The following is a 13,763-nucleotide window of genomic DNA, read 5'->3' as shown; positions in this document are numbered from 1 at the left end:
GGTGCAGCCACTGTTCATCTCGATCGACCCCGAGCGCGACCGGGAAATGGGTCTTGCCGAGTATACCGAGGCGTTTCATCCCTCAATCCTGGGCCTTGCCGGAGATGCGGCACAAACCCGCGCTGCGGCGGACAGTTTTCGCATCTATTACGAGCGCGAAGCCAATTTGGAGGCTCTTGATGGGTATGCCATGTCCCACAGCCCTGGCCTTTACCTGATCAGCCCCGAGGGAGACTGGCTTGGCCAGTTCACCTACGGCACGCCCGCATCCGAAATCGTCGCCGACCTTCAAGCCAGATTGTGACCCACATGAAACGCATCTTTACCACCCTCGCCCTGATCGCCGCCGCGGGCCCTGCCCTGGCCTGCGAAACCGTGACAACCGGTCCGTTGGAGGTCTCTCGGGCCTGGTCCCGTGCCTCCATTGGCACAGCGCGGCCCGGCGTGGTCTATCTGACCATCCGAAATTCCGGCACGGCAGATGATGCATTGATGTCCATCACCACACCTGCAGCAGATATGCCCATGCTGCACCAGACGGTCATGACCGACGGGATCGCCTCGATGCCCCATGCGATGGAGGTTCCGGTCCCCGCAGGGGGTCAGGTCGCGCTGGAACCAGGGGGCTATCACGCCATGCTGATGGATTTGACCCAAGTTCTGGAAGAGGGCGAGACATTCCCTGTGACACTGACGTTTCGCGATGCCGGTGAGGTGACCATTCCCGTCACCGTCCAGAATATCGGCGCGAGCGAGCCGACCTGCACATCACCCGACGAATGAGATCGGCAACCCTGCTGCGCGGTGTTGCCATGGCGGGGGCTGCGGTGGTGTTCATGCTGTCTGTTGGCTGGTGGCAAACGCGTGATCGGGCACAGGACGCTGCGGGCGTTCTGCCCCTCTCGATCGATCGCATGTCATTCACGCTGATGGATCAGAATGGAAAAACGGTCGAGCCACAGGACTGGCTGGGTCGCCCGACAATGGTGTTCTTCGGTTTCACCTGGTGTCCGGATATTTGCCCCACCACGCTCAGTGACATCTCCGGCTGGCTTGAGGCCCTCGGGCCCCAAGCGGACCAGATGAATACGGTTCTGATTTCAGTGGATCCGGAACGTGACACACCGGAAGTGCTCGACGACTACCTGTCTAATTTCGATCCCCGCATAACGGGGCTGACGGGCCCCCTGCCCCAGATTGAGGCGGCTGCGGAGGGATTTCGGGCCACATACAGAAAGGTGCCCGCAGAGGAGGGTGATTATACAATGGATCACACTGCAGGCGTGTTCTTGTTTGATGCCGATGGTCGTTTTGCCAACATCATCGACTATCATGAGGACCCTCGTTATGCGGTCCCGAAAATAACTCGTATCATTAAATAGAAAAACGCAAAATCCGATTGTGTCAGCGTAAGGCATTCCGCGAGTGGGGCATCGCCTTTTACTGCAGCTAGTGAGTGCATGGGAATGATGGAGGGTCCAGGAATGGGAACGATGATGCTGGCATGCGGGCTGTTCATGCTGCTCGTGGTGGTGGTACTTACGCTGGCCATTATGGCGCTGGTGAAACATCTTCTGAGGCGGGATAAAAAGGCTTAGCCTGACCCTGTCTTACGCAGGGGCCCTTGCACTGGCCGCGTGAGCAACGCAGCCAGAAGTCTCTGCTGAGGGTTTAGCCTTTATTGGCGATCATTTGACGCTTAGTGACGCTACCTTCGAACAGGAGATCTACGCTGCCACCGGTGCGCCCTGCCACGACGCGGGCCACAAGCGCCAGCCCGACTGCACGCGCAGGGTAGAAACAGTCGCGGGTCAGCTCCGCCACACGACAAAACCGGCCACAACTGGCGCCATGCTGACAGTCAGCTGTTCCGATATCCTCGTCCTTGAAGACCAGCAGGCGTCAGATCGTAGCTTTCGTCACTTTGCTATTTCCGGGGAGTTGCTCATCGGTCTGGAGGAGATCAGTGCCGGCGTGACCCTCCTTGATCACGTGACCCATCACAAAGCCGCCGTAGCAGAGCAGAAGACTACAACGGCCGGTACTCTTCGGCAGTACTCCAACGAGTTGGTCGCTGTCCTGAGCCAATTCCAATTACCCATTGGCAGTGCGGGCTCAGCAAATTTCGGAAGAAGGCTGTCGAGCCCCTATGCGAACAGACGATCTGCTATGCCTCTACGCCCCTTATCGGCGGCCTGACACTGCCAGACACATCCTGTTCATCATGTCTCTGTGATGAAGCATTGCACTTGGGCGTGATGGCGGGACGCAAGATTGCTGCCTGAAACTTGTTATCCGTCGCAATACGCCCCCGTGGCGACGTGTCTTTTGATACATAGAATGCGTCATGCTTTGCGTACGATGAAGTTGCGCGCTTCACATATGATGGACTTGTAACACTCATCTTGAGGATCGCCATGCCACAAGAGTCGTAACCGGCCGGTAAGGACCACAGCTCAAGCGACGGCCTTCGCCTCTTTGGATTGCGGCACCCAGTTCCACGGCAGCAGCTCGTCGAGGCGGTTGATTTTGTGGTCGCCGATGCGGGCCAGGATGTCTGCCAGATAGGCTTCGGGGTCGTGGCCGCTGAGCTTCGCGCTTTCGATGATCGTCATGGCTTCCGCGAGGGTTTCACCCCCGGCATCGGCCCCGGCGAAGAGCCAATTCTTCCGACCAATCACCACGGGCTTGATCGCACGCTCGGCCGGGTTGTTGTCGATGGCCACGCGGCCGTCCTCCAGGAATAACGTGAAGGAGGGCCAGCGGCGGCGCGCGTAGCGGAAGGCTTTGGCCAGTGCGCTCTTGCCGGAGACCCGGCCGAGCTGGGCCTCCGACCACGCCTTGAAGTCCTCCGCCAGCGGGCGCGTGCGGGTCTGCCTGACGCGTCGCCGCTCTTCGGCGGAGCAGCCGGTGATCTCGCGTTCGATGTCGTAGAGCGCGCCGATGCGATCCAGCGCCTCCCGGGCGATCTCCGACTTGGTGCCGGTCCAGACATCGTGGAAGTCCCGGCGCAGGTGTGCCCAGCAGGCGGCCTCCCGGATGCGCACCGCGCCGGTGGCATCGGGCTCGTAGAGCGCCTTGAAGCCCGTATAGGCGTCCGCCTGAAGGATGCCGCGGAACTCGGCCAGATGGCGGTGCGGATGCACACTCTTCCGGTCCGGTGAGAAGAAGTAGGCGACACCGGGCGGCGCTGTCCCGCCCCAGGGCCGGTCATCCCGGAGGTAAGTCCAGATCCGGCCCTCCTTCACGCCCTTTCCCAGTCCCTCGAGCCGCTTGGAACGGTCGAGCACTCGCACCGGGGTGTCGTCGGCATGAAGGCGGTCGGCGGTCATCACGTCAGCCCTGATCCGCGTCACCAGCGGAGAGAGCACCCGCACGCCTTGGCCGCACCAGTCGACGAGCGTCGAGGCTGGGATCTCCGCGCCCATGCGGGCGAAGATCTCGTTCTGTCGATACAAGGGGAGATGATCGTCGAACTTGGAGACGAGGATGTGCGCCAGAAGGCCCGGTCCCGCCATGCTGCGCGGGATCGGCCGTGCAGGCGCCGGGGTCTGGGTGATCTTCTCGCATCTCCGGCAGGACTTCTTCGGGCGCGCCGTCTCGATCACCTTCAGCCGTGCGCTGATCAGTTCGAGGATCTCGCTCATATCTTCACCGACGAGCCGCAGCTCGCCTCCGCAAGCGGGACAGGCATCGCCGGGATCGAGCACAATGCGCTCGCGGGGCGTTGCCTCCGAGACCTTCGGTTTGCGCCGCATGGAAGCAGGTTCCGCGACTGCGGGCTCTGCCTTCGGCTCCTCCTCGGGCTCCCGGGCGGCGGAAGCCGCGACCTCCAGCGCCTCGAGGGCCAGCTCGAGTTGTTCGATCTCGCGTTCGATCTTCTCCGAGCTTGCACCGAACTTCTGGCGCTGGAGCTTGGCGATCCGGATCTGGAGGGCTTGGACGAGGGCTTCGTGCGCCTTCAGGACGGCCGTAAGCCGTGTCGTCTCCGCCCGCATGGCCGCGTTCTCGGTCTCGAGCGCGGCGATCATCGCGCGCAACTCGGCAGGATCATCCGGCGGAAGGGAGGAGATCTCGGACATGCGAGACCCTACCATTGCGCACGACTAATGACCAGTAAAACAAGGCGTTTAGGCGAAGTTTCAGCTCACCCGAGCGGGAGGCGCTCCCCAATCCGGACGGCGCCAGTCGATGCCTTCCCAGAGCATCGCCAGCTGCGCCGAGGTCAGCCTCGCGGCGCCGCCTCCGGCGGCGGGCCACGGGAAGCGCCCCCGTTCCAGAACCTTGTAGTAGAGGCAGAAGCCCTGGCCGTCCCAGTAGAGAAGCTTCAGCCGATCTCCCCGGCGTCCACGGAACGCGAAGACAGCGCCGCACGCCGGGTTTTGGCGCAGGACGTCCTGGGCAAGCGCGGCCAAACCGGCAATCCCCTTGCGCATGTCGGTGGTTCCGCAGGCCAAGTAGACCCGAACACCCGTTCCCGGTCCGATCATGCCGCCTCCACAGCCCGGATCAATCGGGTCAGCGCCTCTCCATCCATGCCGCTGTCGAACCTCAGGCAGCGCCCGTTGCTCAGCCGCAGCTCGACCATGACGGATCGCGCCGGCGCGGGGACGCTCGCTGGCGTCGGCGCCGCGCTGAAATCCACCGGCAGGAAAACGGCCCCGCGATCCGGCGACCACAGCCCCTTCTTCTTCAGATCACGCCGCCAGCCGTAGATCTGGGAGCGTGTGATCTCGTGCCGCTGCGCCACCTGCGTCACCGACGCACCGCCGACACCGACCTCCGACAGGATCTCGAGCTTCTCGTCTTCGCTCCACCGCCGGCGCCGCTCAACGCCCAGAACCTCGCCCAGCATGGCCCCTCCTAATAAGACACGTCGTTAAGGACGTCGTTATGCTCGTGTCTTAGCTCGGAACCCCGCCGTCAGGCAGGCGGCCTCAATCGGGCGGTTACCAAGAGTCCATCCCACAGTCCGCTCTCTCCGCCAGCCCGGCCGATAGTGCTGCAATTCAAAATGCACTTGATACCGTGCGCGAGACACTGGGGATGGAAGTCGCCTATCTCTCCGAATTCGTACAGGAACGGGCGGTATTTCGAGCGGTCAGTGCCCCTGGCCTCGAGGCGATGATCCGCCCGAGCCAGAGCATGGATCTGAGGGAAGTCTACTGCAAACACATCCTGGATGGCGGTCTGCCCAGCTTGATCACCGATACCAGTCAGCACGCCATAGCGACTGATTTGCCGATCACGCAGATGATCCCGATCGGCAGCCATCTGTCCGTGCCGGTCAGGCGGGCCGATGGCAGCGTCTTTGGAATGTTCTGTTTTCTCAGCCGCCATGCAAGGCCCGATCTTGGGCAGGAAGATCTGACCATGGTGCTGGCAGAGTCTGTGGGTGTGGGGACACGGCTGTTCGGAGCACCGGATCGTGCCACTGACAAGGAAAGTTAACCGATAGTTCCAGTTCCATACGGTTTAGTGCTCAGGGGGCATAGCAAACCGCCATGCCAGGCCTGATCTGGGACGGGGTGACCTGACCAAAGTAGGGAAGGGTCCTTGGAGGTGGGAACGCGGCAGTTTGGTCATCATATTGCTCCGCCCGCAGCGGCAAGACCCGGCGGGCGAGGCACCAAATCAGATCTTCGCATCCGAAGCATCGGTAGGTGTCGCGTTGTCCTTAGAGCGTTTCTGCAAAACCCGGAATCATGGGATTTTCATAGGGGTCTGCTTGTGATTCATCCTTTCTAGGAGGATGGATCATGTCAGCACCTTTACCGAATGCGCTGCGTGCGCGGTTCAAGGCTTGTCTCGAAGAGGGTTTGAGTGGGCGAGCTGCCGCGGCGCGATTGATGCTCTCGCCTGCGACGGGGTCTCGTTGGGCCCGGGCAATTCGGCAGCACGGGGATGCAGTGCCCGCGCCGCAGGGGCGGCCACGCGGGCGCGGAAAGCTTGCGCCGCATCAGGCCTTTTTTGAAGAGCTGGTCGCCCAGGATCCGGATATCACGCTCTATGAATTGCGCGATGCGCTGGCCATGGCCGAGGGCGTGAAGGTTCATCACTCCTCGATTGCGGCTCTGCTCAAGCGGCTTGGTTTCACCTATAAAAAAAATCGTTGGTGGCCTCCGAACAGCACCGCGCCCGTGTAAAACAAGCCCGGCACGAGTGGCAGGAGCGGCGCATTCCCTTTATGCGTCGCCAGCCCGAACGGCTGGTGTTCATTGACGAAACCTCCGTGAAGACGAACCTGACCCGACTGCGAGGGCGCGCCTGCCGCGGCCAGCGGTTGCGGATGGACGCGCCTTTCGGTGGCTGGGGCACACAGACCTTCATCGCAGGCCTCACGTCGGAGGGGCTCATTGCGCCCTGGGTGATCAAAGGCGCGATGGATGGCTCCGCCTTTGCGACCTATGTCCGCGATGTCCTGACCCCGGAACTGACGCCCGGCACGGTCGTCATCCTCGACAACCTGGCCACTCATCGCAACGTCGAGGCCGCCGAAGCCATCCGTGACGCCAAGTGTTGGTTCCTGTATCTGCCGCCCTATTCACCCGACCTGAACCCCATCGAGCAGGCTTTCTCGAAGCTGAAGGCGCATCTCCGCAAAATGGGCGCACGAACCTTCGATGACCTGTTCAAAGCCCTTGGTGACATCTGCAGCATGTTCTCACCCCAGGAGTGCTGGAACTACTTCCACGCGGCAGGGTATGTATCAGGTTAATACAGAAACGCTTTAAGCAATACGAACCATCTCAGTTAATGGGCCATGCCAAACGGCCAGGTTTCAGCCAAAAGCTTCGGCATGATCGTTTCTACAAATTGCTCCGGCGTTGCGCCCGCAAATAGATACTGTGCTTTTCCGTCTACGACCAAGTTCGCCATGCCATGGATCGACGACCAAACCACGAAAATCTCGGCCATATTGTCTTCCACAGCGCCTTTTTGACGCGTGATCGCGGCTGCAAAACCTGACAACGCACGGGTGGCAGCCGCCACATAGCGGGGGTTGTCGCGATCGACGAGATCAGGTCGGAACATCAGCCGGAACCGCCCAGCATGGGCCAGCGCGAAGCTGACATAAGCAATCGCCATTTGCCGCAGATCGGCAATAGGGTCATCAGTCGGTATGACCGCGTTCAGCGACGCGCCAAGGCTATCATAGCCTAGCAGAGCCACCTCTGTCAGCAGCCCCGAGGTGGAACCGAAGTGGTGCGCGGGTGCACCGATTGATACACCTGCACGCCGTGCAGCCTCGCGCAGCGAGAGGCCCTCGATCCCGCGGTCGCGGATGATGCCATCGGTCGCTTCGATCAACGCCACCCTCAAATTTCCGTGATGGTAGCCGGATTTCCCGGAGATGGAATCACTGTGCATCTATGCAGTGCTCAATTCTTGTGTTACGCGCCGTATCTTCACCGCGCTCCTGATAGTAACGAGGATACGACTAGAATGAAACACCGACTGATAGCGGCTTAAAACTAGGGATTTTCGCGTTCTTTTGCCTTTGCGGCGCTGGAGCGGGCTGACAAGATCGAAGCAACAGCTCCGTTGGGCGGGCCTCGTAAAGCTGTTAAACCGTTTTGTTAATGCCTTGGTGCCACTAACTCTTGATGGGATAAACCGAGCTTGCATTCGAAGCTCTATATGCAACCTACGTGCGGTTTGCACCTGTGGGATTTCATCTGCGCAGATTTCTCGACTGTTCCAGCAACGGGGCGTCTTTTGGTTCAAGGGCTCTTCATCTGTGCAGGAGTCGCGTTGCCCCCGGAAAAACAGCTGAAACTCTGAGCATTGGAAAGGTTGAGTCTTCCTGGCAGCACCTTGATTGGGTCCACATATCGCGACTGCGTCCCGCTGCTTCGACTTTTTCCGAACACCAGACGCTGCGCTTGACTAGGCACATAGCTGGGCAGGCTCCTGTGACATTTTCCGTTCAAAACCGGCCATGCCATCTGGCGACGATCCATGCACGAAGGCTACTTTTATGAAATTCAATATCTCTGCGGTCATTTCCCTGACGCTTCTGGCGTCTTTGTCTCCAGCATTCGCACAGGTGGGCGATCCGGGCGAAAGCCTGCGCCCGGCCAAATTGATGGTCCTGGAAGAGGCCGCCGACTTCGTCGAGCGGCGGTTTTTCGGGCGAATCGCGGCCAGATCGACCGTTGATCTGTCCTTTCGGGCGGGCGGCCAGATTGAGGAACTGCCTATCCGACAAGGCCAGTTTGTCGAAGCGGGCACTCTTCTGGGACGACTTGATCGCGGTCCCTTCGAACGCGCCGTGAATGAGGCGCAGGTACAGCTTAATCAGGCCGAACGGCAGTTGGCACGTCTCAGTGAATTGGGGGCGGGCGTCGTAGCCCTAGCTGAAATCGAGAATGCCCAGAGCACACGTGACGTGGCACAGGTGGCCTATGAGGATGCATTGGACAGCCTGAACTATGCCACGATGCAAGCTCCCTTCGACGCGCTCATCTCGCAGCGACTGGCGGATCAATATGCGACAGTTGCGGCGGGCGAACCCGTCGTTCGAGCACATGACATGAGCGAAATCCAGGTTCACATTCAGGTGCCGGAAATCCTGTTCCGCCAGTTCGGCGGCCAGCTGGAGTTTCAGGCCAGCGCGCAGATGGTCGTCGACGGCCCTCTTTATCCATTGGAATACCGCGAGCTGACCGCCGAGGCTGCCGAAGCGGGCCAGACCTATCGCGTAGCCTTCGCGTTCGGCGAGGATCAGCCCGAAAATCTGTTGCCGGGGGCCTCGGCCACGGTTCAGGTCACCGTCCAGCGCCCGGGCTCGGACAGCGTCGTGACGCTGCCGGCCAGTGCGCTGCGCTATGCGCCCGATGGCCGCCCTCAGGTGCTGGTTTATCGCCCCGATGACGCCGACCCCGATCGCGGCACGCTGGCCAGTCGCAGCGTCACGATCGAACCCGCCGGGGGCACCAGGTTTTACATGCTGGACGGTCCCGAGCCGGGCGTGACCATCGTCGCCTCGGGCGCGGCGATGCTGGCTGACGGGACGCGGGTAGGCCGCTTTACTGGTCTGTCCAACGACAATGGTCCTACGCCCGAGGCGTCGCAATGAACCTAGCACGTAAGGCGATCGACGCGCCGCTTCTGACTTGGCTTTTGATTCTCGGCTGCCTTCTGGGCGGCCTGTGGGGGTATGCGACCGTAGGCCGGCTGGAGGACCCGAGCTTTACCATCAAGCAGGCGGTGGTGATCACCTCCTATCCCGGGGCCTCGGCGGAACAGGTCGCCCGCGAGGTCAGCGAGCCCCTAGAATCCGCGATCCAGCAGATGGCCTCGCTGGACACGGTGACCTCGTCGAACAAGCCCGGCTCATCGCGCATCGATGTCGAAATCCTGTCTACGGTCAGTGGGGCCGAGCTGCCGCAGGTCTGGGACGAGCTGCGCAACCGCGTGGCCGATGCCGGTGCCCAATTGCCCGAAGGCGCGAACCTGCCGGTCGTAAACGACGATTTCGGCGATGTGTTCGGGATCTTCATGGCGGTGACCGCGCCCGGGTTTTCGGATGCCGAGATCCACGAGATCTCGACCTATCTGCGGCGCGAGATCCTAACGGTCGAGGGCGTGTCGAATGTGGCCATCGCCGGTTTGCCGGAAGAGGCGGTCTATGTCATGCCAGACATGGCCATCGCATCCAATCTGGGTGTCCCGCCCGGCGCTTTGATCGACCAGATCAGCGCGGCGGCAGCCGTGTCACCCTCGGGGTCTTTGGCGGCGGACGGCAACCGCTTCGGGATCGACGTGCCGCGCGGCACCAACAGCGTCGATGCGCTGCGCGAGCTGACCGTGAACGTGGGAACCTCGGTATTTCAGATGACCGACATCGCCACGGTCGAACGCGGTCGCGTTCCCACCCCGCGCGAAATCATCCGCTTTGACGGGCAAGAGGCGTTCACGCTTGGCATAGCGGGTGTGTCGTCGCAGAACATCGTCGATATCGGCATGCGCGTCGATGCCAAGATAGCCGAACTGTTGCGGGAGCTGCCCCATGGCGTGCAGCTCCACCCCATTTATCAGCAACATCTGGTCGTGGACGAATCCTCGTCCGCATTTCTGGTCAATTTGGCGATGTCGGTGGCGCTGGTGGTGGTGGTGCTGGCGCTCTTTATGGGATGGCGGTCGGCGGTCGTCATCGGATCGACGCTGTTTCTGAACGTGATCGGAACGTTCTTCTTCATGTCGCTTGGCGGGATAGAAATGGAGCGGATCTCGCTTGGCGCGCTGATCATTGCGATGGGGATGCTGGTCGACAATTCGATTGTCTTGGCCGAATCGATGCAGATCAAGATGGCCTCGGGCAGCTCGTCCCGCGACGCCGCCGAGGATGGCGCGAAGCGGGTCCAGCTGCCGCTGCTGGGCGCGACGGTGATCGGCATCATGGCCTTTGCCGGCATCGGCCTGTCGCCGGATGCGACGGGCGAGTTCATGTTCTCGCTGTTCGCGGTGGTGGGGATCTCGCTGCTGCTGTCCTGGGTACTGGCGCTCACCGTCACGCCGCTTCTGGCCCATTACGTCTTCAAGCGCGGCAAGGGCGACGGTGAGGGTGGCGATTACAATGGCCCAGTCTTTCGGGCCTATCGCACGGTACTGGGTGGGGCGCTGAGGGCGCGCTGGCTGTTTCTGGCGGCGATGATCGTCATCACCGTGCTGTGCTTTCGCGGCTTTGCCTCGGTGCCCCAGCAGTTCTTTCCCGACAGCAGCACGCCGGTCTTTTATGCGCATTACAAACTGCCGCAGGGCAGCGACATCCACAGCGTGTCGGACGACATGCGCAAGGCCGAGGAATGGTTGCTGCAGCGCGACGAGGTGACGTCGGTCGCGACCTTCGTAGGCTCGGGGGCGACGCGCTTCATGCTGACCTATTCCCCAGAAGAGGCGCTGCCCAGCTATGGCCATCTGATCATCCGTACCGCCACGACCGAAACGATCCCGCGGCTGTTGGAGGATCTGAACGAATTTGGTCGCGAAACGCTGCTTGAGGGCGAGTTCCGGACCGAACGTCTGGCCTTTGGTCCCGGCGGCGGCGCGCCCATTCAGGCGCGGATTTCGGGGCCCGATCCAAAGGTTCTGCGCGCGCTGGCCGATCTGGTCAGCACCACGCTGACCCGGCAGGATGCGGGATTGATTGATATCCGGACTGACTGGCGCGAATACGAGCCCGTGCTGATCCCAGAATATGCCACGCAGCGCGCGCAGACGGCCGGGATTTCGCGCGCCGATCTGTCAGATGCCGCGCTGATGGCGACCGAGGGCCTGCCCGTCGCGATCTATCAGGAAGCCGACAGGCAGATCCCGATCCGCCTGCGCGGCAGCGGCGCCAATCCCGATCTCGCCCAGCAGATCGTCTATTCCGAGGCTGCCGAGGATTACGTCAGCATGGAGCAGCTGATCGAACGCGTTGGATGGGAGCCCCGCGACACCCTTATCCAGCGCCGCGACCGGGTTCCGACGATCACGGTCGAGGCGGGGATCCCCACAGGGGGCAATGCATCCGATGTCTTTTCTACCATCCGCGCCCCGGTCGAGGCAATCACCATGCCCGATAGTTATGTCCTCGAATGGGGAGGGGAATATGAAAACAGCACCGACGCGCAACGCAGTCTGGGCCAGCAATTGCCGGCTTCACTTCTGATCATGGTGCTGATCTCGATCCTTTTGTTTGGCAAGCTGCGCCAGCCGCTGATCGTGTGGCTTCTGGTGCCCATGGCCGTCAACGGAGTGGTGATCGGTCTTCTCATCACCGGCCTGCCATTCTCCTTCACCGCGCTTCTGGGGCTGCTGTCACTGTCGGGGATGTTGCTGAAGAACGGCATCGTATTGGTCGAGGAGATCGATCTGGTTCGGGCAGAGGGCATGCCCTTCCGAAAGGCGATCATTGAAGCATCGACATCAAGGCTGCGCCCGGTCGTGCTGGCGGCGGTCACCACAATCCTGGGGATGGCTCCGCTGTTGTGGGATCCATTCTTTGCCTCGATGTCGGTGACCATCATGGGCGGTCTGGCCTTCGCAACTATCCTGACCCTGATCGCCGCGCCGGTCCTCTATTACGTGTTGTTTAGCAAGGAAAGAAAAATGGAGGAAGGCGGGAGTGCTAATCCGGTCGGGGCAAGCGGATGATGCGCGGCCTTGCGGCGAATGGGGCTGCCTTCAGGTCACCCATGACAGCACCTGCTGAGAGGCTTCGTGGCGCTAGCAGACTCCGGCAGCAATGCGCGTCCCGCAAATCGGGTGCAGATCAGCGGTAACGGCCTGCGGGACGTGTTTGATAGACAGCCAGCGGCGGCTGGAACAATGGATAATGGGAGAACTGGAATGACCAACGCTCAAGGGTGCTTGCACGCGAACAGGGCATCCTGCCTTTTGATTATGGCCATCACCCTGTTCCTTGGCGGGTGCGCTGCCAGACCCGGTCCTGAGGTTCTGCGAACGATCGAGGCGCGCGTTCCCGGCGCGCAGACCGTCACCATCTATGCCGCCACGACCCGTGAGCGGGCGGCTGAGAACGCTAATGTCTTCACCTCGGGGCGTGCCAGCCAGCCGAACTACTCGTCCTTCGATATCTCGGTGCCGCCCAACCATCAGCCAGGCGTGATCGAATGGCCGGACGAAGAGATCGACCCGCAGACCAGCTTTGCCACGGTCGGGCAAAGCATCCTGACCCGGCAGGGCTTCCTGCAAAAGGTCGCCGCATCGCAAGACAGCAGAAAGGACGTGCTCATCTTCGTGCACGGCTATAACTACAACTTTCCCGAGGCGCTGTACCGGCTGACCCAAATGACGGTCGATGCCGATCTGGACAACACTCCGATCCTGTTCGCCTGGCCTTCTCAGGCTGCCATTGCGGGCTATGTGGCCGACAAGGAATCCGTTACCTATTCGCGCGATGCGCTGGCCGATCTGCTGGCGGCGCTGGCGCGGGACCAGCGCATCGGCACGATCACCGTCTTTGCCCACTCGATGGGCGGCTGGCTGACGGTCGAGGCGTTGCGCCAGCTGCGCCTGTCGGGGCAAAATGACATCCTTGACCGCCTGACCGTCGTGCTTGCGGCGCCCGATATCGACGTCGATGTGTTCCGCGCGCAGATGCAGGTCCTCGGCCCGATGACGCAGCCGATGGCAGTGCTGGTCTCGCCCGATGACCAAGCCCTGCGCGTCAGCAACCGGCTGAGCCGCACCCGCATGCGCGTCGGCGCGCTGGACATCACCGACCCGGCCGTGCAGCAGGCCGCGCGAGAGGCTCGCTTGGCGATCATCGACATCTCCAGCCTCGAGGCTTCGGACGGCCTGAACCATGACCGGTACGTCAGGCTGGCCTCCTTCTACGCCAATCGGGGGCGGGAGGGAGGAGACGGCCCTGGCCCTAGTCTTCGCCGCACAGGGGCCTTTGTATTCAACACGGTCGGCGCCACCCTTTCCAGCCCATTCTCGATCGTGGGCGAGGCTTTGGCGGGTGAGTAGGACCATCCCGCAGACCCGGCGTGGACGACGGTGGCTTGCCGGGGCTGCCTTCACGCTTGTCGTGCTGATCGCCGCAGCCCTGGTGGGGCTGGCCCTGAGGTATCAGCTGGATGGATTCGCGCGCTGGTTCTGGATCCTTGCCGTCGGCGTGACGGCCCTTGCCATTCTGGCGCTTCGGGCCGCCGGGCGACGCGGCGCGAGCCGGGCGGTGCTGCTGCCCCTCGTCGCCGTGGCTTTGGGATGGTGGCTGACGATCCGGCCCTCGGGCGATCGGGACT

General features: G+C 61.8%; 12 protein-coding genes and 1 pseudogene. 9 read left to right on the top strand and 4 right to left on the bottom strand.

Features of this window, described 5'->3' with window-relative positions; translation table 11 throughout:
- From ACFQDM_RS12210 to ACFQDM_RS12200, 3 genes are all read left to right on the top strand, one after another.
- A partial coding sequence (locus tag ACFQDM_RS12210; RefSeq protein WP_377379425.1) for an SCO family protein occupies positions 1 to 304 on the top strand: 304 nt, incomplete at its 5' end.
- A gap of 5 nt (positions 305 to 309) precedes the next feature.
- Positions 310 to 783, top strand: a complete 474-nt coding sequence (locus ACFQDM_RS12205; RefSeq protein ID WP_046001731.1) for a copper chaperone PCu(A)C — start codon at positions 310 to 312, stop codon at positions 781 to 783.
- Positions 780 to 1,382 (top strand): SCO family protein, encoded by a 603-nt coding sequence (locus ACFQDM_RS12200; protein WP_046001730.1) that lies wholly within the window; start codon positions 780 to 782, stop codon positions 1,380 to 1,382. The genes ACFQDM_RS12205 and ACFQDM_RS12200 overlap by 4 nt, the downstream gene beginning before the upstream one ends.
- Positions 1,383 to 2,456: 1,074 nt before the next feature.
- Here the strand turns inward: ACFQDM_RS12200 and tnpC are convergent.
- From tnpC to tnpA, 3 genes are read right to left on the bottom strand one after another with little or no spacing between them, the layout of a single operon-like run.
- Positions 2,457 to 4,082, bottom strand: a complete 1,626-nt coding sequence (gene tnpC, locus ACFQDM_RS12195; protein WP_377379423.1) for an IS66 family transposase — start codon at positions 4,080 to 4,082, stop codon at positions 2,457 to 2,459.
- A gap of 60 nt (positions 4,083 to 4,142) precedes the next feature.
- Positions 4,143 to 4,490, bottom strand: coding sequence for an IS66 family insertion sequence element accessory protein TnpB (gene tnpB / locus ACFQDM_RS12190; protein WP_377379421.1), 348 nt, complete (start codon positions 4,488 to 4,490; stop codon positions 4,143 to 4,145).
- Positions 4,487 to 4,855 (bottom strand): IS66-like element accessory protein TnpA, encoded by a 369-nt coding sequence (gene tnpA / locus ACFQDM_RS12185; RefSeq protein WP_377379419.1) that lies wholly within the window; start codon positions 4,853 to 4,855, stop codon positions 4,487 to 4,489. The genes tnpB and tnpA overlap by 4 nt, the downstream gene beginning before the upstream one ends.
- 107 nt (positions 4,856 to 4,962) lie before the next feature.
- Here tnpA and ACFQDM_RS12180 point away from each other — a divergent pair, with 107 nt between their 5' ends.
- The gene (locus ACFQDM_RS12180) at positions 4,963 to 5,451 is read left to right on the top strand and encodes a GAF domain-containing protein (RefSeq protein ID WP_377379477.1); all 489 of its coding nucleotides are present in this window, start codon (positions 4,963 to 4,965) and stop codon (positions 5,449 to 5,451) included.
- Between the two features lie 308 nt (positions 5,452 to 5,759).
- A protein-coding gene (locus ACFQDM_RS12175) for an IS630 family transposase (protein ID WP_127898215.1) occupies positions 5,760 to 6,718 on the top strand; the annotation gives its coding sequence in 2 pieces (ribosomal slippage) (positions 5,760 to 6,101 and positions 6,104 to 6,718; 957 coding nt in all).
- Positions 6,719 to 6,753: 35 nt separating this feature from the next.
- Here the strand turns inward: ACFQDM_RS12175 and ACFQDM_RS12170 are convergent.
- Positions 6,754 to 7,371 carry a TetR/AcrR family transcriptional regulator gene (locus ACFQDM_RS12170; RefSeq protein ID WP_127898214.1) on the bottom strand — a complete coding sequence of 206 codons (618 nt, stop codon included), beginning with the start codon at positions 7,369 to 7,371 and terminating at the stop codon, positions 6,754 to 6,756.
- Positions 7,372 to 7,981: 610 nt separating this feature from the next.
- Here ACFQDM_RS12170 and ACFQDM_RS12165 point away from each other — a divergent pair.
- The 4 genes and pseudogenes from ACFQDM_RS12165 to ACFQDM_RS12150 form a co-directional block, all read left to right on the top strand.
- Positions 7,982 to 9,082, top strand: coding sequence for an efflux RND transporter periplasmic adaptor subunit (locus ACFQDM_RS12165; RefSeq protein WP_164871408.1), 1,101 nt, complete (start codon positions 7,982 to 7,984; stop codon positions 9,080 to 9,082).
- Positions 9,079 to 12,144 carry an efflux RND transporter permease subunit gene (locus ACFQDM_RS12160; RefSeq protein ID WP_127898212.1) on the top strand — a complete coding sequence of 1,022 codons (3,066 nt, stop codon included), beginning with the start codon at positions 9,079 to 9,081 and terminating at the stop codon, positions 12,142 to 12,144. Before ACFQDM_RS12165 ends, ACFQDM_RS12160 begins: the two co-directional genes overlap by 4 nt.
- 195 nt (positions 12,145 to 12,339) lie before the next feature.
- Positions 12,340 to 13,485 carry an alpha/beta hydrolase gene (locus ACFQDM_RS12155; protein WP_127898211.1) on the top strand — a complete coding sequence of 382 codons (1,146 nt, stop codon included), beginning with the start codon at positions 12,340 to 12,342 and terminating at the stop codon, positions 13,483 to 13,485.
- A 61-nt stretch (positions 13,486 to 13,546) separates the two neighbouring features.
- Positions 13,547 to 13,763, top strand: a pseudogene (locus tag ACFQDM_RS12150) (DUF4105 domain-containing protein); the annotation flags it as partial.

The organism is Ponticaulis profundi (genome assembly GCF_042659465.1).
Taxonomy (GTDB): Bacteria; Pseudomonadota; Alphaproteobacteria; order Caulobacterales; family Hyphomonadaceae; genus Ponticaulis; species Ponticaulis profundi.
The sequence above is the reverse complement of the archived record's forward strand: the minus strand, read 5'-3'. Positions and strand labels throughout refer to the sequence as shown.